At 71.5% G+C, this 24651-nt stretch carries 18 protein-coding genes; 9 read left to right on the top strand and 9 right to left on the bottom strand.

Features of this window, described 5'->3' with window-relative positions; translation table 11 throughout:
- The first annotated feature begins 38 nt into the window (after positions 1-38).
- Entirely contained in the window at positions 39-4259 is a 4221-nt protein-coding gene (locus tag ACFWN7_RS05490) for a BTAD domain-containing putative transcriptional regulator (protein ID WP_376937721.1), read from the top strand.
- Positions 4260-4271: 12 nt separating this feature from the next.
- On the opposite strand, the gene ACFWN7_RS05485 is transcribed toward ACFWN7_RS05490, so the two are convergent.
- From ACFWN7_RS05485 to ACFWN7_RS05445, 9 genes are all read right to left on the bottom strand, one after another.
- Positions 4272-5012 carry a copper homeostasis protein CutC gene (locus ACFWN7_RS05485; RefSeq protein ID WP_376937720.1) on the bottom strand — a complete coding sequence of 247 codons (741 nt, stop codon included), beginning with the start codon at positions 5010-5012 and terminating at the stop codon, positions 4272-4274.
- Positions 5013-5111: 99 nt separating this feature from the next.
- Positions 5112-6140, bottom strand: a complete 1029-nt coding sequence (ilvC, locus tag ACFWN7_RS05480; RefSeq protein WP_376937719.1) for a ketol-acid reductoisomerase — start codon at positions 6138-6140, stop codon at positions 5112-5114.
- A 71-nt stretch (positions 6141-6211) separates the two neighbouring features.
- A complete protein-coding gene (gene ilvN, locus ACFWN7_RS05475; protein ID WP_376937718.1) occupies positions 6212-6721 on the bottom strand; it encodes an acetolactate synthase small subunit in 510 nt (169 codons plus the stop codon).
- 2 nt (positions 6722-6723) lie between these two features.
- Positions 6724-8529, bottom strand: a complete 1806-nt coding sequence (locus ACFWN7_RS05470) for an acetolactate synthase large subunit (RefSeq protein ID WP_376937717.1) — start codon at positions 8527-8529, stop codon at positions 6724-6726.
- A gap of 43 nt (positions 8530-8572) precedes the next feature.
- On the bottom strand, positions 8573-10267 hold the full coding sequence (gene ilvD, locus ACFWN7_RS05465) for a dihydroxy-acid dehydratase (RefSeq protein ID WP_376937716.1): 1695 nt from the start codon (positions 10265-10267) through the stop codon (positions 8573-8575).
- A 10-nt stretch (positions 10268-10277) separates the two neighbouring features.
- Positions 10278-12530, bottom strand: coding sequence for a bifunctional alpha,alpha-trehalose-phosphate synthase (UDP-forming)/trehalose-phosphatase (locus ACFWN7_RS05460; protein WP_376937715.1), 2253 nt, complete (start codon positions 12528-12530; stop codon positions 10278-10280).
- Positions 12531-12596: 66 nt separating this feature from the next.
- Positions 12597-14567, bottom strand: a complete 1971-nt coding sequence (locus tag ACFWN7_RS05455; protein WP_376937714.1) for a YhgE/Pip family protein — start codon at positions 14565-14567, stop codon at positions 12597-12599.
- A complete protein-coding gene (locus ACFWN7_RS05450) occupies positions 14564-17656 on the bottom strand; it encodes an MMPL family transporter (protein WP_376937713.1) in 3093 nt (1030 codons plus the stop codon). Before ACFWN7_RS05450 ends, ACFWN7_RS05455 begins: the two co-directional genes overlap by 4 nt.
- A gap of 8 nt (positions 17657-17664) precedes the next feature.
- Complete coding sequence (locus ACFWN7_RS05445) at positions 17665-18267, bottom strand: TetR/AcrR family transcriptional regulator (RefSeq protein WP_376937712.1); 603 nt, start codon at positions 18265-18267, stop codon at positions 17665-17667.
- A 98-nt stretch (positions 18268-18365) separates the two neighbouring features.
- On the opposite strand from ACFWN7_RS05445, the gene ACFWN7_RS05440 reads away from it, so the two are divergent.
- The 8 genes from ACFWN7_RS05440 to ACFWN7_RS05405 all read left to right on the top strand — a co-directional run bounded on the left by ACFWN7_RS05440 (position 18366) and on the right by ACFWN7_RS05405 (position 24631).
- Positions 18366-18554, top strand: coding sequence for a hypothetical protein (locus ACFWN7_RS05440; RefSeq protein WP_376937711.1), 189 nt, complete (start codon positions 18366-18368; stop codon positions 18552-18554).
- A gap of 152 nt (positions 18555-18706) precedes the next feature.
- A complete protein-coding gene (locus tag ACFWN7_RS05435) occupies positions 18707-19144 on the top strand; it encodes a hypothetical protein (protein WP_376937709.1) in 438 nt (145 codons plus the stop codon).
- A gap of 161 nt (positions 19145-19305) precedes the next feature.
- Positions 19306-20007, top strand: coding sequence for a biotin transporter BioY (locus ACFWN7_RS05430; protein WP_376937708.1), 702 nt, complete (start codon positions 19306-19308; stop codon positions 20005-20007).
- Positions 20004-21233, top strand: coding sequence for a long-chain fatty acid--CoA ligase (locus ACFWN7_RS05425; RefSeq protein ID WP_376937707.1), 1230 nt, complete (start codon positions 20004-20006; stop codon positions 21231-21233). Before ACFWN7_RS05430 ends, ACFWN7_RS05425 begins: the two co-directional genes overlap by 4 nt.
- Positions 21230-22426 carry a thiolase family protein gene (locus tag ACFWN7_RS05420; protein WP_376937706.1) on the top strand — a complete coding sequence of 399 codons (1197 nt, stop codon included), beginning with the start codon at positions 21230-21232 and terminating at the stop codon, positions 22424-22426. Before ACFWN7_RS05425 ends, ACFWN7_RS05420 begins: the two co-directional genes overlap by 4 nt.
- Positions 22423-23103 (top strand): energy-coupling factor ABC transporter ATP-binding protein, encoded by a 681-nt coding sequence (locus ACFWN7_RS05415; RefSeq protein ID WP_376937705.1) that lies wholly within the window; start codon positions 22423-22425, stop codon positions 23101-23103. Before ACFWN7_RS05420 ends, ACFWN7_RS05415 begins: the two co-directional genes overlap by 4 nt.
- A gap of 27 nt (positions 23104-23130) precedes the next feature.
- Complete coding sequence (locus tag ACFWN7_RS05410; protein WP_376937704.1) at positions 23131-23724, top strand: energy-coupling factor transporter transmembrane component T family protein; 594 nt, start codon at positions 23131-23133, stop codon at positions 23722-23724.
- Positions 23725-23845: 121 nt separating this feature from the next.
- Positions 23846-24631: a metal-dependent hydrolase gene (locus ACFWN7_RS05405; protein WP_376937703.1), complete on the top strand. Its 786-nt coding sequence runs from the start codon at positions 23846-23848 to the stop codon at positions 24629-24631.
- Positions 24632-24651: the final 20 nt, after the last annotated feature.

Here is a 24651-nt window from a genome sequence, read left to right as displayed (position 1 = left end):
CGTTGACACCCCGGGCCGGCCGGTTCGACAATTTCCTCGTGGGCATTCACGTGCTCGGCGCAGTCGAGATCGACGAAGGACCGCTCAGCCCGCGAGATCGGACGGTGCTGTCGGTGCTGGTGCTTCGTCACGGTGAATCCGTGGCGCCGACGGTGATCGCCGATGCCGTGTGGGGCGAGCATCCTCCGGACACCTGGACGAAGCAGGTGCAGACCACCGTCGTGCGCCTGCGGGCGAGGCTCGGACGTTCGTCGATCGCGACCTCGTCGATCGGGTACGTGCTCGACGTCGACCCCGAGGCGATCGATGCGGTCCGGTTCGAACGGTTCGCACACGCGGCCGCCGAGTTGCGCTCGCGCGGCGACCCCGAGCGTGCCGTCGACGAGTGCCGACGTGCCCTCTCGCTGTGGCGCGGCGCCGCCTATAGCGCGATCCCGTCATGGGAGCCGGCCGTCATCGAGGCGGCCCGCCTCGACGAGGTCCGGAGCACCACCGAGGAGGAGCTCGCGGCGGCGCACCTCGACTGCGGCGAGCAGCACAGCGTGATCGCGAGCGCCGAAGCCCTGGTTCGCGAGCAGCCCCTGCGCGAGCGCCGGTGGAGCCTGCTCGCGACCGCGCTCTACCGCAGCGGTCGGCAGGCCGACTCCCTCGCCGCCCTTCGGGCCGCCCGCGTGCGGTTCGCGGCTGAGCTCGGGATCGAACTCGGCCCTGAGCTCACCGCCCTCGAAGCCGCGATCCTGCACCAAGACCCCTCCCTCCTGCCGCCGCCCCGCAGCCCGCAGCCGAGCGCAGAGTGCCCGTACAAGGGCCTGCATCCGTACGGCATCGACGACGAGGAGGAGTTCTTCGGACGCGACGCCGACGTCGCGGCCGTTCTCGCCCGCCTCGACCGTGCGTCGTTCATCGCGGTCTCGGGGCCATCGGGATGCGGCAAGTCGTCGCTCGTGCTCGCGGGCGTCGTTCCCTCCCTCACGCGCCGGGGCCTCTCGGTGCGCGTGGTCTCGCCCTCCCCCACGATCGCCGCGCAGCTTCATGACGCGCTGCACAGCCGACGGAGCGCCGACATCGTCGTCGTCGACCAGCTCGAGGAGCTCTTCCACGCCGGGTACCCGGCCGACGAGGTGCACGCGGTGGGCGGGCTCATCGCCGAGGCGGCTGCATCCCGGATCGTGGTGGCGACCGTGCGGAGCGACTTCCTCGACGAATGCAACGCGGAGCCCTCCCTCGCACCCCTGCTCTCCGAGAGCGTGCACCTCGTCGGCGCGATGAGCGACCAGGACCTCCGCGCCGCGATCGAGGAGCCGGCACGCCGGGCCGGGCTGCGGATCGAGTCGGGCCTCTCGGAGCTGATCCTCCGCGACGCCGCCGGTCACAGCACCGCCCTTCCGCTGCTCTCGCACGCGCTCGTCGAGACGTGGCTCCGGCGTGAGACGAGCGTGCTGACGGTCGCGGGCTACGAGGAGGTCGGAGGACTCACCGGTGCGATCGCCCGTACCGCCGAACAGCTGTTCGACGACCTGACCCCGGTGCAACGGGATGCCTGCCGGTCGACGCTGCTCCGGCTCGTCGAGCTCGGGGCCGACGGGCGGCCGCTGCGCCGGTACGCCAAGGCGAGTTCGTTGAACGACGACCCGGTGCGTGCGGCCGTCGTGTCTCGCCTCACACGGGCGCGGCTCCTGAGCGCCTCCGACGACACCATCGCCGTGACCCACGAGCTGCTCGCCCTCGCCTGGCCGCGGCTGCACGATTGGCTCGAGGAGGACGCCGCGGGTGCGCGCCTGCTCGGCAAGCTGACGGTGGCGGCCGATGCCTGGGAAGCGGACGGAGAACGGGAGGAGGACCTCTATCGCGGCGTCCGGCTCCAGAACGCCCTCGACTTGCGTACGGCGTCGAAGCCCGACCTGACCTCGACCGAGTCCCGATTCCTCGACGCTGCAGAGCTGCGGGCCCGTGGCGAGGAGGCCGAAGCGCGTCTCCAGCTCGAGCGCGATCGGCGGCAGCATCGCCGCCTTCGGGTCTTGTTCGGCGCCACAGCCTCGCTGCTCGGGCTCTCGTTGCTCGCCACGATGCTCGTCGTCGGCTTGACGCAGGAGGCCGATCGACAACGCGAAGCCGCCGTTGTGGAGGCGGTGGTGAGCACGTCGTTCGCGCTGCGCGAGTCGGAGCGCGACGTCGCGGCCCTCATCGCCGCCGAGGCATATCGACGGTGGCCCGACGACCCGCGCACTCGCAGCGCCCTGCTCGGCGTCTTCACCGCCGCGCAGGGATTCCTCGGAAACCGGTACGTGCCCGGCACGGATTCGATCGCCGGGGCGGTGATCGGGGACACGGGTCACGCGGTCATCGTTCGCGACGACGAATCGGCCGCCGTCGTCGACATGGAGTCCGAGCGCTCGGTGCGGGAGCTCGACATCGGCGCACCGCCGGGTGGATTCGGACCCCCACCGCTCGTTCGGGTGAGCGCCGACGGACGTCTCGCCGCGATCCTCCGCCCCATCGAATCGCGTCCCCTCAATTTGATGACCGGACCCGGAGGGCTCCCAGATACCGAACACGAGGGGACCTCCCAGTTCCTGCTCGTCGACCTGACGACGGGTCGCACCCGGCTGGGGCCCATCTCGATCGACTTCGGGGTGGGAGAACTCGCCCTGAGCCCCGACGGCCGTCACGTCGCCGTCGCGGATTCGCGCCTCGAAGCACGGTTGGGCGTGGTCACGGTCGCGACGATCGACCTGGAGTCGGGCGAGCTCCATCGGATCGAGGCCCTCCCGCGCGCCGCCGAAGAGCTCACCCCCGCCGTCTCCATCGCCTTCGCCCCAGACGGACGACTCGTCGTCGGGACGGGCGCCGCCCAGCTCGCTGTCGTCGAACCCGACTCGGTCGGCATCGTCGCGAGCATTCGGGTCCCGGAGGCGTCAACGAATTCCGCCATGGCGGTGACGGGCGACGGTCGCCTGATCGCCAGCGGCGAGGACGCTCTCGTCGCGGTGGATCTCACGACCGGAGACGTGCTGTGGTCACAGGAGTTCGCGACCGCGCAGCCCGCGCCATGCCCGTGGCTCGCGATCGCGCAGTCGCGTTCGACGGTCTTCTGCGGCACTCTCTGGGGCGGGATCGAGGAGCGCTCGCTCGACACGGGAATCGCGACCGGACGGCGGCTGGATCCACAGCTCGGCGCGGTCGGCTCCCTCACCGTCTCCCGGGGCGAAGACGAACTCATCGCGATCGGTGCCGGGTCCTCGGCGATCTCGCGTTGGCGCCTCGACGGCTCGGGCCCGATCACGCGGATGATCGCGCGCGGACAGGTGGTGTCTGGCGGCTACGACCCGTCGGGAACGTTGATCCTCGTGGCCGAACGCGCTCCCTGGGCGACGGACATGGGCGATCTCCTCCAGTTCTCGGTGTGGGATCCGCGCACGGACGCCACGCGCCTACTGGTTCCAGGGCTGGGCCTTCCCGTCTGGGTCGGCACGGACGTGCTGTACGGGTTTCTCGACGAGATCCAAGCCAACGGGTATTTCGACGCATCCACCGGGGCGCGCCTCGAGGGCGACCCCCTTCCTGCGCTAACTACCCACTCGTACCTCGATTCCCGAGGCCGCATCTACATCGCCGACGTCGGCGGTGCGATCACGCCGGTCGATGCGGGCACGCGGAGGAACCTCGAGCCGGCGATGCGATTCGACGGCTTCGCCGTCGCGATCAGTGCGAGCACTAATGCCGAGATCCTCGCCGTCACGACCCAGAAGGAGGGCATCCGGACCACCCGCTTGGTTGACGCCGCGACTGGCACGCGGATCTCGCCCGAGCTCACCGGGCCCGAACTCACCGTGCTGGCCGGACCCGGCGAGCTCATCGCGGCCGACGACAACCGACTGCTGCGGTACAGCGTTCCCGAGCTCGACCCGATCGACGCGCTTCCCGGCGTCAAGGGCGGCCTCGAGAGCCTGCAGGTCAGCGACGACCACCGCATCCTCGTGGTGGGAGCCAGGGACGATACCGTCACCCTCTACGACCTCGAAGCCGGGATCCGGCTCGGCGAACCGATCCCGAGCGAAGCGCCAGGCACCACCCCCGCGTACCTGCGGCCCGACGGACGCGAGCTGCTCGTGAACATGCGCGACGGTGTCGCCGTGTGGAACCTCGACCCGGACACCTGGTTCGACGAGGCCTGCCGACTCGCCGGACGCAACCTCACGCGGGAGGAATGGGCGACCTACTTCGGCGCCATCGCACCGTACCGTGAGACCTGCGGATGACGCGACGAAGGCTCACCGCACGAGCCGGGCCGCGGCGACCGCGGCACGCACGAGCCCGGGGTCGGTGACGTCGAACCCCGTGACTCCCCCGCCGGGCCCGCTCGCGCCGCCCTGGGTCGTCGTGCCGCGCGCCGAGAGATGCACCGCGTCGACGCCCACGGCCGCGAGGTCGGCGATGTCGGGGATGCGCACGCCGCCGCCGGCCATCACCTCGAGCGCACCGGATGCCGCGGCCATCGCCTGCAGCATCGACAGACCCGCGCGGCAATCGGCTGCGCCGCCCGAGGTGAGCACGCGTCGCACGCCGAGCCCGGCGACCGCGGCGACAGCCTCGAGCGGCCGGCCAGACGCGTCGACCGCCCGATGCACCGTGACGTCGGCGTCGCCTGCCGCCTCGATGAACCGTGCGATCGCGTCGAGGTCGAGTTCGCCCGACTCGGTCAGCGCACCGACCACGACACCGTCGGCCCCGAGCCCGACCGCCGTGCGGATGTCGCGCGCGATCGTGTCGAACTCGTCGGCGTCGTAGACGAACCCACCGCCGCGAGGTCGCACGAGCACATGCACGAACCCGGTCGTCCCCGCCTCGGCGGCGGCCGCGACGGTCGCCTCGATGAGCCCGGCCGACGCGGTGAGACCGCCGACCCCGAGCGCCTGGCAGAGTTCGACGCGGGCGGCGCCTTCCTCGAGCGCGATGCGCACGCCCGCGACATCCTGAACGGCGATCTCGACGGAGAGTGCAGCAGCGACCATTCCTCACACGCTACCGGCAGCGAAGCGCGCCGGCGCACACGAACGGCCCGCACCGGATTCTCCGGGACGGGCCGTTCGCATCGAGCGGAAAACCGATGACTAGCGCGCGACCTCGCCGTCGACGTAGTCGTCCTCCTCGACGTTGGTCCAGGAGAAGAGCTTGCGCAGGTCGCGGCCGGTGCCCTCGATGGCGTGCCCCTCGCCCTTGGCACGGAGCTCGAGGAACTCCTTGCCCCCGTTGTCCTGGTCGTCGATGAATCGCTTGGCGAAGGCGCCGGACTGGATGTCGGCAAGCACGGCCTGCATGTTCTCCTTGACGTGCGGGTCGATGACGCGCGGGCCCGACACGTAGTCGCCGTACTCGGCCGTGTCGGAAACCGACCAGCGCTGCTTCGAGATGCCGCCCTCCCACATGAGGTCGACGATGAGCTTGAGCTCGTGCAGCACCTCGAAGTAGGCGATCTCGGGCTGGTAGCCGGCCTCGGTGAGGGTCTCGAAGCCGTACTGAACCAGCTGCGAGACCCCGCCGCAGAGCACGCTCTGCTCGCCGAACAGGTCGGTCTCGGTCTCCTCGGTGAAGGTCGTCTTGATGACGCCGGCGCGGGTGCCGCCGATGGCCTTGGCGTAGGACTTCGCGAGGTCCCACGCGGTGCCCGAGGCATCCTGCTCGACAGCGATGATGTCGGGGATGCCGCGACCGGCGACGAACTCGCGCCGCACGGTGTGGCCAGGCGCCTTCGGCGCGACCAGGATCACGTCGACGCCCTGGGGCGCCTCGATGTAGCCGAAGCGCACGTTGAAGCCGTGGCCGAACACGAGCGTCTTGCCCTCGGCGAGCTGGTCTTTGATCGACTCGGCGTAGATGTGGCGCTGGTACTGGTCGGGCGCGAGGATGACGATGACGTCGGCCCACGCCGCGGCGTCGGCGACGCTCTTCACCTCGAAACCGGCCTCCTCGGCCTTCGGCTTCGACTTCGAGTCGTCCTTGAGGCCGATGACGACCTCGACGCCCGAGTCGCGGAGGTTCTGCGCGTGCGCGTGGCCCTGCGAGCCGTAGCCGATGACGGCGACCTTCTTGCCCTGGATGAGCGCGAGGTCGGCGTCCTTGTCGTAGTAGATCTCAGCCATGTGCTGTTCTTTCTCCTTGGGTGTGGGTCAGGTGACGGATGCCGCGACGCCGCGCCGCGGCATCCGCCCGGTCAGTTCTTGAAGACGCGTTCGGTGATGGACTTGCCGCCACGGCCGATCGCGAGGAGTCCGGACTGCGCCATCTCCTTGATGCCGTAGGGTTCGAGCACCTTGAGGAACGCGGTCGTCTTGCCGGAGTCGCCGGTGACCTCGATCACCAGCGCATCGGTCGAGACGTCGACGACGCGCGCACGGAACAGGGTCACGGCCTCGAGCACCTGCGACCTGGTCGCGTTGTCGACCCGCACCTTGATGAGCAGGTGCTCGCGCTGCACCGACTGCGGCGGGTCGAGCTCGACGATCTTGATGACGTTGACGAGCTTGTTCAGCTGCTTCGTCACCTGCTCGAGCGGGAGGTCTTCGACGTCGACGACGACCGTGATGCGGGAGAGCCCGGCGATCTCGGAGTGACCGACCGCGAGCGACTCGATGTTGAAGCCGCGGCGGGCGAAGAGCCCCGCGACGCGCGTCAGCAGGCCCGGCTTGTCTTCGACGAGGAGGGAGAGCACGTGGGTCGACATGGTCAGTCCTCCTCCTCGCTGAAGGCCGGCGAGTGATCGCGGGCGTATTGGATGTAACTGTTCGACACGCCCTGCGGCACCATCGGCCACACCATCGCGTCGGCCGAGACGACGAAGTCGATCACGACCGGGCGGTCGTTCGTCTCGAGCGCCAGCTTGATGGCGGCGTCGACCTCCTCCTCCGTCGTGACCCGGATGCCGAGCGCTCCGTACGACTCGGCGAGCGTCACGAAGTCGGGGATGCGCACGGTGTCATGGCCTGTCTGCAGGTCGGTGTTCGAGTACCGGCCGTCGTAGAACAGCGTCTGCCACTGGCGCACCATGCCGAGCGAGGAGTTGTTGATGACCGCGACCTTGATCGGGATGTCGTTCAGGGTGCAGGTCGCGAGCTCCTGGTTGGTCATCTGGAAGCATCCGTCGCCGTCGATCGCCCAGACCGGACGATGGGGCTCGGCGACCTTCGCGCCCATGGCAGCGGGGACCGCGTAGCCCATGGTGCCCGCGCCGCCCGAGTTCAGCCACGAGTTGGGCCGCTCGTACTTGATGAACTGCGCGGCCCACATCTGGTGCTGCCCGACGCCCGCGGCGTAGACGCCCTCGGGACCGGTGAGCTCGCCGATGCGCTGGATCACGTACTGCGGGGCGAGCAGCCCGTCGGACGGCTGGGTGAACCCGAGCGGGAACTCCGAGCGGAGCCCGTCGAGGGTCGCCCACCACTCGTCGAGGTCGGGGGCCGTGGTGGCCGTCACCTCGCGGTACCCGGCGAGCAGGTCGACGAGGACGTCTTTCAGGTCGCCGACGATCGGCACGTCGGCGGTGCGGATCTTCGAGATCTCGGCCGGGTCGATGTCCACGTGCACGACCTTCGCGTCGGGGGCGAAGAGCGCCGACTTTCCGGTGACGCGGTCGTCGAACCGTGCGCCGAGTGCGACGAGGAGGTCGGCTTCCTGCAGCGCGATCACGGCGGGCACGGTGCCGTGCATTCCGGGCATGCCGAGGTGCTGCCGATGCGAGTCGGGGAACGCGCCGCGTGCCATGAGCGTCGTCACGACGGGGGCGTTCGTCGCCTCGGCGAGCGAGAGGAGCTCTTCGGAAGCCTGCGAGCGGATGACGCCACCGCCCACGTAGAGCACCGGCCGCTTCGCCTCGGCGAGCAGCTGCGCCGCCGCGGCGACCTGCTTGCCGTGCGCCTTCGTGATCGGCCGGTAGCCGGGCAGGTCGACCTTCGGCGGCCACCGGAACGAGAACTTGGCCTGCTGGGCGTCCTTCGTGATGTCGACGAGCACAGGGCCGGGGCGGCCGGTCGTGGCGATGTGATGCGCCGCCGCGATCGTGGCCGGGATCTCCTCAGCACGCTTCACGAGGAACGAGTGCTTCGTGATGGGCATCGTGATGCCGACGATGTCGGCCTCCTGGAAGGCATCGGTGCCCATGAGGTTCGAGAACACCTGGCCGGTGATCGCGAGGATCGGCACCGAGTCCATGTGCGCGTCGGCGATGGCCGTGACGAGGTTCGTCGCGCCGGGGCCCGAGGTCGCGATCGCGACGCCCAGCCTGCCGCTGGACGACGCATACCCCTCGGCCGCGTGACCGGCGCCCTGCTCGTGACGCACGAGGATGTGCCGGAGCTTGCGGCTCTCGAACAACGGGTCGTAGACGGGGAGGATCGCGCCGCCGGGCAGGCCGAAGACGTCGGTGATGCCGAGCGCCTCGAGCGAGCGGACGACCGCCTCGGCTCCCGTGATCTCCACGGGAGCGCCGGGCGGCACCTGGGCGGGCGAAGGCACGGGGGTCGATTCCGTGGTCATTCGGTTCCTGTTCTGTGCTGACGAGGGTGTTCGGATGCGCGACTCAGCCCGTCGTGGCGCCTTCTGCGGCGGAGCGCACGAGCTTCGAGTACTTCGCGAGGACGCCACGGGTATAGCGCGGGGGAAGCGGAGCCCAGCCTTCACGGCGGGCAGCCAGCTCGGCATCGTCGACCAGTAGGTCGATGGAACGAGCTGCGATATCGACCCGTATCAGATCACCATCGCGCACGAAGGCGATCGGACCTGCGTCCACCGCTTCGGGTGCCAGATGGCCGATGCACAGACCGGTTGTGCCGCCTGAGAATCGACCGTCCGTCAAGAGTAGTACATCTTTTCCGAGGCCCGCGCCCTTGATGGCCGCGGTGATGGCGAGCATCTCGCGCATGCCGGGCCCGCCCTTCGGCCCCTCGTAGCGGATCACGACGACGTCACCGTGCTTGATCTCGCCGGCGGTGAGCGCGTCCATCGCGGCGCGCTCTCGCTCGAACACCCGGGCGGGGCCCTCGAACGTGGCGGCGTCGAAACCTGCCGTCTTCACGACAGCGCCCTCGGGGGCGAGCGACCCGTGCAGGATCGTGAGGCCGCCGGTGGAGTGGATGGGGTCGTCGAGCGTGCGGAGCACCTCGCCGTCGAGCGGCGCGATGTCCATCTCGGCGAGGTTCTCGGCGAGCGTCTTGCCCGTGACGGTGAGGCTGTCGCCGTGCATGAGACCGGCGTCGAGGAGCGCCTTCATGAGCACCGGGAGCCCGCCGCGACGGTCGACGTCGTTCATGACGTACTTGCCGAACGGCTTCAGGTCGCCGATGTGCGGCACCTTCGAGCCGATGCGGTTGAAGTCGTCGAGCGTGAGCTCGACCTCAGCCTCGCGGGCGATGGCGAGGAGGTGCAGCACGATGTTCGTGGAGCCGCCGAGTGCCATGCCCACGGCGATCGCGTTCTCGAACGCCTGCTTGGTGAGGATCTGCCGCGCCGTGATGCCGTTCTTCAGCAGGTTGACGACGGCCTCGCCCGAGCGGTGCGCGTAATAGTCGCGACGTCGGTCGGCGGATGCCGGTGACGCCGAACCCGGAAGGGACAGCCCGAGCGCCTCCGCGACCGATGCCATGGTGTTGGCGGTGTACATGCCGCCGCACGCGCCCTCACCGGGCGCGAACGCGCACTCGATGGTCTTCGCATCTGCCTCGCTCATCGTGCCGGCCTTGACTGCGCCGACGGCCTCGAACGAGTCGATGATCGTGATGTCCTTCTCGGTGCCGTCGGACAGGCGCACCCATCCGGGCGCGATCGAGCCCGCATAGAGGAATACCGAGGCGAGGTCGAGGCGCGCGGCCGCCATGAGCATGCCCGGGATCGACTTGTCGCAGCCGGCGAGCAGCACCGAGCCGTCGAGGCGCTCCGCCTGCATGACCACCTCGACCGAGTCGGCGATGACCTCGCGCGACACGAGCGAGAAGTGCATTCCCTCGTGACCCATCGAGATGCCGTCGGAGACCGAGACCGTGCCGAACTGCAACGGGTACCCCCCGCCGCTGTGCACCCCCTCTTTCGCGGCCTGCGCGAGGCGGCCGAGCGAGAGGTTGCAGGGGGTGATCTCGTTCCAGGAACTGGCGATGCCGATCTGCGGCTTGTCCCAGTCGGCATCGCCCATGCCGACGGCACGGAGCATGCCCCGGCTGGTCATGGCCTCGATGCCGTCGGTGACGGTGCGACTACGCGGTTTGGGATCGAACTCGGGCATGCGTTCGAGTCTATGGCCAGCGCGACTCGGCCTCGCGCGCCGCGTCCCGGGCGTCGGCGAGACGCTCGAGGAGCAGCGCGACGTCGTCGGTACTGCGCACGCGATACGTCGCGATCGACTTGCCCTGCCCCACCTTCACACCGATGTCCACGGTGTCGAGGGCGGCGAACGCGTCTTCGTCGGTGACGTCGTCGCCCATGTAGATCGTCGCGGTCGCGCCGACGTGCTGGCGGAGGCGGGTGAGCGATTCGCCCTTGTCACTGGACCGCACGGCGAACTCCAGCACGGCCTTGCCGGTTCGCACCGTGATGCCGAGCAGTTCGGCCGTGACCCGGTCGCGGGCGTCCTGCTGGAGCGCGAGGCCGTCGTTCGCCTTCATCCTGCGGGTGTGCAGGGCGAGGCCGGCCGGCTTGCGTTCGATCCACGCACCCGACGAGCCGTCGGCGACGCCTTCGACGATCTCCGAGAGCCGCTCGAGCTTCGCGAGCTCGGTGTCGCGGAGGTCGATCTGGATCGGGCCGGTGTCGAGCTTCAGCTCGACTCCGTGCGAGCCGCTGAGCATGGCGCCGGAGGGCGGGTTCGCGACGGCACCGAGGCTCTCGAGCGCTCGGCCCGAGACGATCGCAACCCGCGTGTCGTCGGCGGTCGCGAGGCGCTCGATCGCCGCACGGGCCCGCTCGGTCGCCCGCGCGTCCTCGGGCCGGTCGACGAGGGGGGCCAGCGTGCCGTCGAAGTCGAGCGCGACGAGCAGTCGTTCGGTGCCCGCCAGGCGCCCGATCGCGGCCTGCAACGGGTCGGAGACGCCGGGCTTGATGATGCCGGCGCCGGTGAGCGTCTCGAGGAACCTCGCCGACCAGTTCGCCACGTCGTTCTCGCGCACGCGTTTGCGCAGGGCCCGCATGCGCCGCCCGCGCTCGCGCCGCGGCATCCGGATCGCCTCCACTATGGCGTCCTTCAGGCCCTCGATGTCGTGCGGGTTCACCAGGACTGCCTGCCGGAGTTCGTCGGACGCCCCGGCGAACTCGCTGAGCAGCAGCACCCCGTCGTCGTCGAACCGGCAGGCGACGTACTCCTTGGCGACGAGGTTCATGCCGTCGCGGAGGGCCGTGACGAGCATCACGTCGGCGGCGAGGTAGAGGGCGACCATCTCCTCGCGGGGATACCCATGGTGGAGGTAGGCGATCGCCTGGTGCCCGAGGGTCGACTGGTCGCCGTTCAGGCGGCCGACCATGAGTTCGATCTCGTCGCGGAGCTGGCGGTACGTCTCGACGCGTTCGCGCGACGGGCTCGCGACCTGCACGAGAGTGGTCTTCTCGACCGCGACCCGGCCGTCGCCGAGCAGCTCGCCGAACGCCTTCAGCCGGTGCCGGATGCCCTTCGTGTAGTCGAGCCGGTCGACGCCGAGCAGGATCGTCTCGGGGTTGCCGAGGCTCTCGCGGATCTCGCGTGCCCGCGCCTGCACGTCGGGACGGCGAGCGATCTCCTCGAAGCCCGCGGTGTCGATCGAGATCGGGAAGTGGCGCGCGACCACGCGGCGGGTCTCGCCGTCGGCACGGGCGTCGGGCACGTCGATGATCGTGCCGCGGGTCGTGTACCCGTAGAGACGGCGCACCGCGCGCGAGAAGTTGCCCGCGTCCGCGGGTCGCTGGAAGCCGATCACGTCGGCGCCGAGGAGTCCATCGATCACCTGGCGCCGCCACGGCAGCTGTGAGAAGATCCCGTATGCCGGGAACGGAATGTGGTTGAAGAACCCGATGACGAGGTCGGGGCGCGCCTCGCGGAGCATCCGCGGCACCAGCTGCAGCTGGTAGTCCTGCACCCAGACCACGGCGCCGTCGGATGCCGCGCGTGCGGCGGCCTCGGCGAAGCGCCGGTTGACGCGCACGTACGCCTCCCACCACTCGCGGTGGTACGAGGGCGGCGCGATCACGTCGTGGTAGAGCGGCCAGAGCGTGTCGTTCGAGAACCCCTCGTAGTAGTCCTCGAGCTCGGCCTCCGACAGCGGAACGGGAATGATCGAGATGCCGTCGCGCTCGAACGGGTCGAACTCGCGGTCGGCGACGCCCGCCCAGCCGATCCATGCGCCGTCGGCGGCCCGCATGACCGGCTCGAGCGCGGTGACGAGACCGCCGGGCGAGCTCCGCCACCGCGTCTCGCCGTCGGGACCCTCCTCGTAGTCGACGGGGAGCCGGTTGGAGACGACGATCATGTCGTAGGCGTGGTCGACGTCGGGCTCGTCGCGTGTCGGTTCAGGGGCGTGCATATGGCGGATGTCCCTCCTTCGCGCTCCGTTCAGGCTAACAGCCGCGCTCCGCGGGTCGAGGAGACCTCACCCGAGCGCGGTGGACGCGAAGCCGATCGACCGGATGCCGCGGCGCCGGCCCACGACGACGGCCGTGCCGATCACGCCCACGACCCCGAAGAGTGCGACCATGCCCGCGGCCATCGCCACCGCCGCCCCGCCGGCGCCGGCGACGATGAGCTGCATACCCTGCACCGCCCAGGTGAGCGGCAGGAAGGGACTGACCGCCTGGAACGGGCCGCTCAGCACCTCCACGGGATAGAGTCCGCCGGATGCCGCGAGCTGCAGCGCCACGAGCACGAGCGAGACGAGCATCCCGCCCCGGCCGAGCCACGCGGTGAGGAACGCGTGCATCGCCGTGAACGCGAACGCGAGCAGCGCCGCGAAGGCGAGCGTCTGCGGCAGCAGGGTCCACGCGACGCCGAGCGCGCCGTGCAGGAGCAGCACGACGGTCACCGCCTGGGCGAGCGCGAGGAGTCCCGCCCGGCCGAGCGTACGCACGACGAGGCCGCCGGTCGACGCGGTGCTGCGCAGCGCCTCGCGCCCGAACGGCCGGAACACGAGGAACATCGCCATCGCGCCGAGCCAGAGCCCGATCGGCACGAACAGCATGCCGATCACCTCCCCGATCGACCCGATCTCATTGTCGCGGGCGGTCGTGGCGGTCACGGGCTCGGCGACGACATCGGCGGTCGCGGCGGCGTCGATGTCGGTGAGTGCCTCCGCCTGCTCGGCGCCGTCGGCGAGGCCGTCGGCGAGGGCGTCTGCGCCGCCCGCGAGCTGCGTGGCGCCGCTCGCGGCATCCGCTGCTCCCGTCGAGAGCGCGCCGAGCCCGCCGGCGAGCTCGTCGACGCCCGCGGCGAGCCCGTAGCCGCCGTCGCGGATGCCCGCGGAGCCCGCCGAGAGCTCTGCCGCGCCGCCCGCGAGTCCCGAGATGCCCGACTGCACGCCGTCGATGCCCGCACGCGTCTGTGCCGCGAGCGTCTGCCCGCCGGTCACCAGCGCGCCGAGCTGCCCGCGGATCTGGGCGATGCCGCCCGCGGCCTCGCCGATCTGGGGGTACTGCTCCACGAGCTCGGGGTGGTCGGCGACGAACTGGTCGAAGCGGTCGGCGATCGGGCCGACCTGCTGCTCGAGGGTGCCGATGCCGGCGGCGATGCCGCCCGTGTACTGGTCCACCCCGTCGGAGATCCCGTCGAGGCCCGCCGCGCCGGCGTTCAGCTCGCCGAGCCCGCTCGCGATGCCGTCGACGCCGTTCGTGTACTGCGCGACGCCGTCGGCGTAGGCGTGGGCGCCGGTCGCGGCATCCGTCGCTCCGGATGCCGCCGAGGCAGTGCCGCTGGAGAGTTCGCCGAGCCCGCTCGCGAGCGAGTCGACGCCAGTTGAGATCTGCGTCGCACCTGCTGCGGCGTCGCCGAGCGAGCCGCCGAGCGCGGCGAGGTTGCCGTAGAAGCCCTCGAGGTACTGCGCGGTGAGCTCGCGGCCGAACGTCGAGGTCATCGCGTCGCCGACCGACTGCGCGACGGATCCGGCGAGGTACCCATGGGCGTCATCGGTGCGGATGTCGAGGTTCGCCTTCGTCGGGGTCTCACCCGACAGCGAGGTGACCGACGCCGAAAAGTCGGCGGGGATCGTCAGGACGGCGTAGGCATTGCCCGACGCGAGGAGGTCGGCGGCCTCCTCGTCGTTCGAGATCGTCCACCGGAAGCCGGCGGTGTCGGGGTCGGTGAGCTCGGTGACGAGGAGGCGCCCCGCGAGCACGGGCTGGTCGGTGCCGTCGGGAAGGGTCATCGTGACCATCTCGTCGTTGTTCACGACGACGGCCGGGATCGCCTCGACGTTGTCGTCGGCACCCGCGAACGCACCGGACACGAGCCCGGCGACCGCGAGCGGAACTGCGATGACCGCGGCGATCAGCCCGCCGTAGCGGGTGCGACGCTGGGCGAGGGTGGAGCCGAAGAGCCGGGAGAGCCGCGCGCGTGTCGAACGCTGCCTCATCGGGCGACCTCCTTCATTGTGGAGACAGGTTCGGTGGAGACGGGTTCGATAGAGACGGGTTCGAGGGAGACGGGTTCGAGGGAGACGGGTTCGAGGGAGACGGGTTCGAGGGAGACGGGTTCGAAGGAGACGGGTTCGATGGAGGTGGGTTCGATGGAGACGGGTTCGAAGGAGACGGGTTCAGTGGAGACGGGTTCGAGGGTGCGGATGCCGCGAGCCGCGAGTTCGGGCGCGGCATCGGGTGCCACGGCGGTGAGGCCGACGCCGACGACGATCGTGACGCTCGGCGGCACGAGGGCGGCGAGCGCCTGCCAGAGCGCGACGCTCGACGAGCCGGGATCGTCGTCGAGGTCGATCACCACGGCCTTCGGACGTTCGGCGAGCGCGGCCGCCACCGCGACGAGCGCGCGAGCCTCGACGCCGAGGGCGGCGAGGGGGGTGTCGGCGTCGAAGCGGGGGCCGTCCGGGCCGTGCCCGGCGGCCTCCGCTGCTCGCGAGGCCCAGGAGCGCACGAGGGCGTTCGACGGTGCGACGCGGTACCACGGACGGGTGGCGTCGAGCCGGCGGGCCACGAGCTCGCCGACAGTGCCGCCGGTCGCGGCATCCGTCGCCAGCTCTGCGATCGCGACGCCGCGCATGACGGAGCCCGAGCCCGACGGCAGCGGCACGCCGAGCACGGCGACGCGCCCCGACACGGGGGCGAGGCGGCCGGCGAGGGTCGCGGCCACGATCCGGCGGTCGACGGCGTCGCCGCGAACCACGAGCACGCCGCCGGCGGGCACCTCGACCGAGAGCGGGCCGATCGGGCGTTCGGGAAGGCCGAAGACCGCGTCGTCGGTGTTCACAGCCGCCGGGCGCGCGGCGGCCCAGCGCTGCTGTTCGAGGTGGGCGCGCAGACGCTCGCCCTCGATGTCGACATCGGGCAGGCGCTGCTCGAGCCACTTCGGCAGCCACCAGGCCGCCTTGCCCGCGAGGGCCATCGCGGCGGGCACGAACGTCATGCGCACCAGGAATGCGTCGAAGGCGACGCCGACGGCGAGTGCGAACGCGATGCCCTTGATCACGCCCGAGCCCTCGGGCACGAAGGCGAAGAAGACGAAGAACATGATGAGGGCCGCGGCCGTGACGACGCGTGCGGCGTGCTGGAAGCCGTGCACGATCGACCCCCGCGGATCCCCGCCCCCCTTCGACGGGCTCAGGGACCCCGACGAGCTCAGGGATCGGACGAACTCCTCGCGCATGCCCGAGACCAGGAACACCTCGTAGTCCATGGCGAGCCCGAAGAGCACCGCGAGGAGCAGGATCGGCAGGAAGCTCAGGATCGGCCCCGGCTGGATGTGCAGCAGGTCGGCGAACCAGCCCCACTGGAAGATCGCGACGGTCGCCCCGATCGCGGCGAACGCCGAGAGCAGGAAGCCGAGCGCGGCCTTGACCGGCACGAAGATCGACCGGAAGACGAGCAGGAGCAGCACGATCGACAGGCCCACGACGATGAGCGAGAACGGCACGAGCGCATCGTTGAGGCGGTTGGAGATGTCGATCGTCACGGCCGTGTAGCCCGTGACCGCGATCGGGGTGCCGTAGTCGGCCGCGATGCCGGGAGCGAGTTGGCGGATACGCTCGACGACGTCCTTCGTCTCGGGCGAATCGGGGGCGCTCTCGGGGACGACCTGGATGATCGCGGTGTCGGCGGTCTCGTTGGGCAGCCCTTCGCCCACGTACGCGACGTCGTCGAGCTCGGCGATGCGGGCGCCGACCGCGTCGAGGTCGTCGAAGATGTCGGTGGTCTGCGTGATGTCGACCGTGACGATGAGGGGCCCGTTGTAGCCCGGTCCGAAGCCGTTCTCGATCATCTCGTAGGCCTCGCGCTGGGTGGAGCCCTCTGGCTCGGATGCCCCGCTCGGGAGGTTCAGGTCGAGGCTCGCCGCGGGGATCGCCGCCACGCCGAGAAGGCCGACGACGAGCACCACGAAGACCACCGGCGCCTTCAGGACGAGGTCGACCCACCGGCGGCCGAGCGTGCGCTTGCCGCTGTCGTCGTCGGCGTTCGCGCGGCGGTGGGCGCGGCTGCCGGGCTTCGGAACGAGCCGCCGGCCGAGCACGCCGAGGAGCGCGGGCAGGAGCGTCACCGCGCCGACGACCGCGATGAGCACCGCGAAGGCCGCCGCGATGCCCATGACGCTGAGGAACGGGATGCCCACCACGAGCAGGCCGAGGAGCGCGATGATCACGGTGAGCCCCGCGAAGACCACCGCGCCGCCGGCGGTGGCGACGGCCTCGGCCGCGCTCTCGGCGGGATCCTGCCCGCGCGCGAGCTGGGTGCGATGCCGCGAGAGGATGAACAGCGCGTAGTCGATGCCGACCGCGAGCCCGATCATGACGGCGAGCATCGGCGCGGTGCTCGACACCGTGGCGAAGGCCGCGACGAGCGAGATGCCGCCGAACGCCGCGCCGACGCCGACGAGGGCGGTGAGCAGCGGCATCCCGGCCGAGAGCAGCGACCCGAAGGTGATGAGCAGCACCACGCCCGCGAAGAGCACGCCGAAGACCTCGGTGATCGTGAGGCCGAACGTGGTGTCCTGGAAGACCTCGCCTCCGAAGGCGACCGTGAGGCCGGCGTCGCGGCCCATATCGCCGGTCGCGGTGACGGCGTCGATCGACTCGGCGGTCACGTCGGTCGTCTGCCCGTCGAACTGCACCTGGATGTAGGCGGTGCGCGAGTCTGCCGAGACCTGGTCGCCCGTGTACTCGTCGAAGGGGCCGAGCACGCTCGCGACGCCGTCGACCCGGTCGAGCTCGTCCTCCATCGCCGTGATGGCGCTGCGGTACGGCTCCGATTCGACGGATGCCCCGTCGGGCGCCTCGACGACGGCCTTCGCCGATGCCCCCGACGTCTGGGGGAACACGGCGGCGAGCGTGTCGATCGCCTCCTGGGACTCGGTGCCGGGGATCGCGTAGGACTCCTGCAGCTGGCCGCCGAGCCCGAGACCCGCGCCGAGGAGGGCGGCGAGGGCGAGCACCCACGCGGCGATGACGAGCCAGGCCCGCCGGAAGGCGAATCGGCCGATTCGGTGGAGGAGCAGTGCCATGGCGCGGCCTATCGGGTCGGGCGGCCGTCGGCCGGAAGGAGGAGCTCGGACAGCACCGCGATGAGCGCGGAGCGGATCTCACCGTCATCGTCGGCTGCCTGTCGATCGTCGAGGAACGTGGCGCCCGCGACGAGCGTGTACGTCGCGCCGGCCAGTGCGACGCTGAAGCGCATCTGCTCGCCGAGCGGGGCATCCGGATCGCAGATCGAAGCGGCGAGACCGCGGATCGCCTCGTTCGCCCGCTCGATGACCGGGATGCCGCGGAGCGACTGGGCCTGATTCACGAAGGTGTGCACGGCCAGTCGGTTGCCGAGGAGGAAGTCGACGAACCGTTCGATGAAGACGGTTCGGGCGCCTGCCGACCGCCCGCTCGCGACGAAGCCGCCGAGGAGTTCCTCCAGGGCGTCGATCGCCGGGCCGATGGCGGCCTCGAGCAGCGCCTCCTTCGAGGAGAAGTGGTAGAGCACGCTCGACTTCGAGTAACCGGCGTGGTCGGCGATCTGCTGCAGGGAGCTCGCGGCGAATCCGACGGTCGAGAACTGTTCGAGCGCCGCTTGGCGGAGCTCCTCGCTCGCGCGCACGCGGGACGACGTGTGGGCATCGGTGGGCATGTCTCCGACCCTAGTTGACCGATCGGTCAGATCCTGCACGATCGGTCAGATTCACGGATGACTCTCAGCGGCGCGTGATGAGCCGATAGCGTGAAGACATGCGCAAGTACCTCTTCAGCGGAGCAGTGCTCGGTTCGATCTTCGGGGCGATCGCGGTCGTTCGGGCGACCATCGCGGGCCCGCGCGACTGGCGCCTCCTGCTGATGTGGGTGTCATGGGCCGCGAGCCTCGCGATCGCGATCGGCACCGTCGCCGACGAGTCGAAGCGGGCGGAACTCACGGAGTAGCCGACCGCCGGGAACCCGAACGCGCAATCGCCGGACGCAAGCCGGCGTGCGCGGCGTGTCACGCGCGATCCTTCAGGCGAGGCCTGAGACTTGATGCAGAACCGCCGTACGATCCGTACCGAGCGGACCGATGCGAACGAGAGGGGCACACGATGTTCCGCCGCTGGCGCAGAGCGAGGCTCGCAGCACAAGCCTCAGCCCACGCTGCCGCCCCCACGCCTCGTCAGACCGCTGCCGACCTGCGTGGCGAACACCTCTTCGAGCTCCTGAACGCGAAGCTCTCGGAGTTCATCGGCCCCGCCGGCGCGTGGTCGCTCGTGCGCCGCACCGACGAAGACACCGACCAGATCTTCCACGCGATGCTCACGCACCAGATCGCCGCCGACCTCACCCGCACCGTGCTCGACGAGCGCGACGCCGTCGCCGTCATCGTCCCAGCTGAGGACGAGCCACTCGCCCTCAGCTGGCAACCCGCACCGCTCGTCGTCTGGGCCGACCCGGTCGTCGTCTCGGAATCGGAAGCGGGGTCGGATGCCGCGGCACTGCCCACGATCGGATCGTCGACCGACCTCGAGTCCCGCGCCGCCTGAGCGCCTGTCGCGCTCTCGGGCGCGTCCCGGCCGCGCATGCGGCCGCACCGTTCCAAAATCGCGCCACGATTCTTGTACGGCCGCATCGAGAAGCCGCTCACTCGCCCCTCATAGCGTGATTCCCGGGCACGTCGCCCGCCACGCCACGAGAGGGAGAACCGATGAGTGCCACCCAGCACGCCTCGCACGACGCATCCGACACCGCCGCTGCTGCAACCGGCCCCGACAATGCCGCCGCCGCCGACAGCGCAACGCCGCGACGCCGCGCACGGGGCACCGCCGGCGACCTCGCCCAGATCGCCGTGTTCGCGGCGCTCATCGCGGCGCTCGGGCTGCCCGGCGCCCTCTACCTCGGCGGCACGGCCGTTCCGATCACGTTCCAGACGCTCGGCGTGATGCTCGCCGGCGCGATCCTCGGCGCCCGCAAGGGGTTCCTCGCGGTGTTGCTGCTCATCGCCCTCGTCGCGGCGGGCCTGCCGCTCCTCTCGGGCGGGCGCGGGGGTCTCGGTGTGTTCGTCGGCCCGTCGGTCGGCTACCTCCTCGGGTGGCTCCTCGGCGCCGCCGTGATCGGCTGGCTCACCGCCCGGCTCCTCCCCCGCTACCGCGTGCTCCCCGCGCTCGCCGCGACCGCCCTCGGCGGTATCGTCGCCGTGTACCTCGTGGGGGTTCCCGTCTTCGCCGCGATCACCGCAACTCCCCTCGGCGTCGCCCTCGCCGGCTCGGCGGTGTTCCTGCCGGGCGACGCGATCAAGGTCGTCGTCACCGTGCTCGTCGCGAAGGGCGTGCACCGCGCCTGGCCCGGGCTCATCGCGCCGCGGCCGTGGCCGTGGCGGCGGAACGCGGCGGCGCCGGCGGGCGCATGAGCGAGTGGCTGCGCGGCCCCAGCAACGGGATCGCCCTGGCGTTCGGCGACGACGCCGTGCGCTACGGCGAGCTCGCCCGCGCGGTCGATGCAGCCCGGCTCCCCTCGGGTGACGGCCCGGTCGGATGCCCCGCCGGTGCCGATCCCGTCACGCTCATCACGACGGTGCTGGCGTGCCTCGACCGCGGTCGGCCGGTGCTCGTCGGCACCTGCCGGGCGGAGGCGGAGGCACTCGGGGACGCGCTGCCCGACGGCACGGAGCTCGCCCTGCAGACGTCGGGCTCCTCGGATCCCGCCGACACCCCGCGCGTCGTCGCTCGCACGAGCGACTCGTGGCTCGCGTCGGCCGCTCCGCTCGCCGAGCTGGCGGGTCTCAGCGCCACGGATCGCATCGCCGTCACCGGGCCGCTGCACGTGTCGATGCACCTGTACGCGGCGCTGCACGCGCTCTGGCTCGGCGCATCCGTCGGTGACGGGCTCGAGGGGGCGACGGTCGTGCACGCGACACCGACCCGGCTCTCCCGGCTGATCGACGATCGCGGCCGGCCGCCGAAGGCGGTCGTGGCGGGCGCGGCCATGTCCCCGCGCCTGCGTGCGCAGGCGTCCGTTCGCGGCATCCGCCTGACCGAGTATTACGGCGCGGCGGAGCTCTCGTTCGTGCTCGCCGGGGCCGGCGACGGGTTGGCGCCGTTCCCCGGCGTCGAGGTCGAGCTGCGACCGGGTGCCACGGGCGACGAGATCTGGGCCCGGTCGCCGTATCTCGCGCTCGGCGTGATCGGCGGCGGGATGCTGCGGCGCACCGACGACGGCTTCGCCACGGTCGGCGACCTCGCGACCCGCGCGGCGGGCGGCGGCATCCGGGTGCTCGGACGGGGCGACGCGGCGATCACGACCGCCGGGGCCACGGTGCTCGCCGAAGACGTCGAGGCACGGCTCGCGGCGCTGCCCGGCGTCGCCGCAGCCGCGGTCGTCGGCGAACCGCACGAGCTGCTCGGCGAGCGGGTCGTCGCGATCGTCGAGCTCGCCGATGGTGCGCACCTCACCGACGTCGTGACGGCGGCTCGGGGCGAGCTCGACCCCGCCGAGCTGCCGCGCCGCTGGTTCGTACGGCCAGTGCCGCGCACCGCCTCAGGCAAGGTCGCGCGCGGCCGGCTGCGCGACGCGCTCGCGACGGGCGCGCTCGGCGCGGGGCATGCGGTGCCCGCCCCCGAGGGAGTCCGCCCGTGACCGGCGCGCTGGCCGGCGCGCCCGTGATCGTCGCCGCCCGGCGGAGCGCGATCGGCACGGCCGGACGGGGATTCGCCGGACACCCGGTCGACGCGCTGGCCGCCCCGGTGCTCGCCGCGGTCGCTCGTGCCGTCTCCCCCGCCGGGGTTCCGGTCGACGATGTCGTGCTCGGCAACTGCATGGGCCCCGGCGGCGACCTCGCACGGGTCGCCGCGCTGCGAGCGGGGCTCGGCGAGCAGGTGCCGGGAGTCACGGTCGACCGTCAGTGCGGCTCGGGACTCGACGCCGTCCTGCAGGCCGCCTCCCGGGTGCGAGCCGGTGACGCGAGCCTGGTGCTCGCCGGCGGCGCCGAGTCGGCGTCGACCGCGCCGCACCGTCTCTGGCCCGACACGGGCGAGCGCTTCACGCGTGCGCCCTTCGCACCCGACGGGTTCGCCGACCCGGACATGGGGCCCGCCGCCGACCGGCTCGCGGCACTAAGAGGCATCTCCCGCGAGCGGCAGGACGCCTGGGCCGCACGATCCCACTCCCGCGCGGCGGCGGCGCAGTCTGCCGGCATCTTCGACCGCGAGATCGTCGGCATCGACGGTGTCGCGCGCGACGATCGGCCGCGCACCGCGATGGACGTCGCACGGCTCGCCCGGTTCGCACCCGCGTTCGCGAACGCCGACGGCGGCGCCGGTGCCCGGCATGCCGACGCCGGGCGCGCCCAGACGATCGCAGTCGGCACCGTCACCGCCGGAAACTCGTGCGGCTTCTCCGACGGCGCCGCCGCGATGGCCGTGACCACCGCCACGATCGCCCGCGAGCTCGGCCTGCCCGCCCTGCGCGTGCGCGCCTCGGCGGTCGCCGCGGGCGATCCGGCCGTTCCCGGCATCGGCGCGGCTCCGGCCGCCCGCGTGGCCCTCGATCGCGCCGGCCTCGCCGCACGCGACCTCGGCTTCATCGAGATCACCGAGGCGTTCGCCGCACAGGTGCTCGCCGTCAGCGACGAGCTCGCCCTCGACGAAGACCTCATCTGCGCCGACGGCGGCGCGATCGCGCTCGGACATCCGTGGGGGGCATCCGGTGCCGTGCTGCTCGTGCGGCTCGCCGCGCGCATGCTCGCCGCCGATGACGACCGGCCCGGCCTCGCAGCCTGCTCGATCGGCGGCGGCCAGGGCATCGCGATGATCGTGGAGCGTGCGACATGAGCAAGATCGTCTTCGAGGGCGTGAGCCACCGCTTCGACGCCGAGACCGTCGTCGACGACGTCTCGCTCACCCTCGGCGAGCACCGCATCGGCATCGTCGGTGCCAACGGTTCGGGCAAGTCCACCCTCGCACGAATGATCAACGGGCTCGTCACCCCGACGAGCGGACGCGTCACCGTCGACGGTCTCGACCTCGCCCGGCACGCCCGCGAGGTGCGCCGCCGGGTCGGCTTCGTGTTCACGAACGCCGACAACCAGATCGTCATGCCCACGGTTCGCGAGGACGTCGCGTTCACCCTGCGCCGTCACAAGCTCAGCGCAGCGGATGCCGCGGCTCGCGTCGACGCCGCCCTCGACCGCCTCGGGCTCACCGAGCTCGCCGACCGCCCGGCACACCGCCTCTCGGGCGGGCAGAAGCAGCTGCTCGCCATCGCCTCCGTGCTCGTGGCCGAGCCCGCGATCATCGTCGCCGACGAGCCGACGACGCTCCTCGACGCACGGAACGCCCGGCGTATCGCCGAGCACTTCGCCGCGCTCGACCAGCAGCTCGTGGTCGTCAGCCACCAACTCGAACTGCTCGAGTCATTCGACCGGGTCATCGTGATGGAGGCGGGCCGGATCATCGCCGACGACGAGCCGCGGCACGCTCTCGGCGCCTACCGGGCCCTCATCGGGTGAGCGGGTGCAGATGATGGGTCTACGCGGATGATCGGCGTCTTCCACCCCGGCACGTCGCTCGTGCATCGCGCGCCCGCGCTCCTGAAGCTCGGAGTGCTCGCCGTGCTCGTCACGGTGGTCGCGCTGCAGGTCTCGCTCGCGTGGCTCGGCGCGGCATCCGTGCTCGTCGTCGCGCTCTTCGGGCTCGCGCGAGTGCCGTTCAGGCTCGCATGGCGGCAGGTCGCGCCGATCCTCTGGGTGCTCGCGTTCGCGGTGCCCGTGCAGGTGATCTTCGGCGGGTGGGAGACGGCCGCGGTGATGGCCGTGCGGCTGCTGCTCGCCGTCGCCCTCGCCGCGATCTACACCCTCACGACGCCCGTGACGGCGACACTCGACGCCATGCAGGCGCTGCTGCGGCCCCTCCGCCGCTGGGTCGACGCCGACCGCGTGGGGCTCGCCCTCGCCCTCACCATCCGGTGCGTGCCGCTCCTCGCCGAGCTCGTGCGCGAGGTGCTCGAGGCGCGTAGGGCGCGCGGCGTGGAGGGTTCGCTCATCGCGCTCGCGGTGCCGGTGATCGTGCGCGCCCTCCGCACGGCGGAGCACCTCGGCGAGGCGCTGACCGCGCGCGGGTTCGACGACTGATCCAGCAGCGGACGTGGGCGCGCCGAGCCGAGCCGGCTGGTCGTCGATGTCCCAGGTCGCGGGCAGACTGGCCGATGGCCGATCGGCCCACCGAGGAACCGGCCGAGGAGCGCACCACCGCATGATGGGCATCACGCACGCCACGAGCGGCGCCGCGGCGTGGATCGCGATCACGGGCACCATGCCGATGATCACCCTCGGGGCGTATCCCCTCGACCCGGTGGGCGTGCTCGCCGGCGCCGCGGTGTGCGCCGGCGCCGCGCTCCTTCCCGACGCCGACCACCACAGCGCGACCATCGCCCACTCGGTGCCCGTGCTCGGCAGGGTCGTCACGGGCACGGTGGGCGTGCTCTCGGGTGGACACCGGCAGGGCGCACATTCCGGCGTCGCCGTGGCGATCGTCGCGGCCGCCGCCTGGGCGCTCACCATGGTCACGTTCCCAGTGGAGGAGTTCGGCACGGTCCCCGTCGGTGGGGGCCTCGGCGCCGCAGCGCTCACCTGCTTCGGCCTCAAGGCGCGCGAATTCGTGCGCACCTGGACGGCGGCGTGGGTGCTCGGCGCCGTCCTCGCCGTCTTCATCGTGCTCTTCGCCCCCGAGCAGGTCGCGTGGTTCCCGCTCGCGGTCACGCTCGGCTTCGTCGTGCACCTCGCCGGCGACTTCCTCACCACCGGTGGCCTGCCCGGCCTCTTCTGGCCGTGGGTGCCGCGCCCGCCCGAGCGGCTCCGGCCCGTACCCGTGCTGAACCGACTGTGGCTGCCGAACGGCTACGTCGCACTCCCACTGCTCGGAGACACCGGGTCCATCCGAGAGACGATGCTCGGTGCTGTGCTCGGCGTCTACTGCTTCGCTGGATTCGCTTCCGAGAGTCTGCGCCTGGTCGGCGTCGACCTGTTCGCGACCGGGTGACACGCGACTCGATCCCCGAA

The organism is Agromyces sp. NPDC058484 (assembly GCF_042720415.1).
In the GTDB taxonomy this organism is placed as follows: domain Bacteria; phylum Actinomycetota; class Actinomycetes; order Actinomycetales; family Microbacteriaceae; genus Agromyces.
Note: the sequence above shows the minus strand (reverse complement) of the source record. Positions and strands in the feature narration are given on the sequence as shown.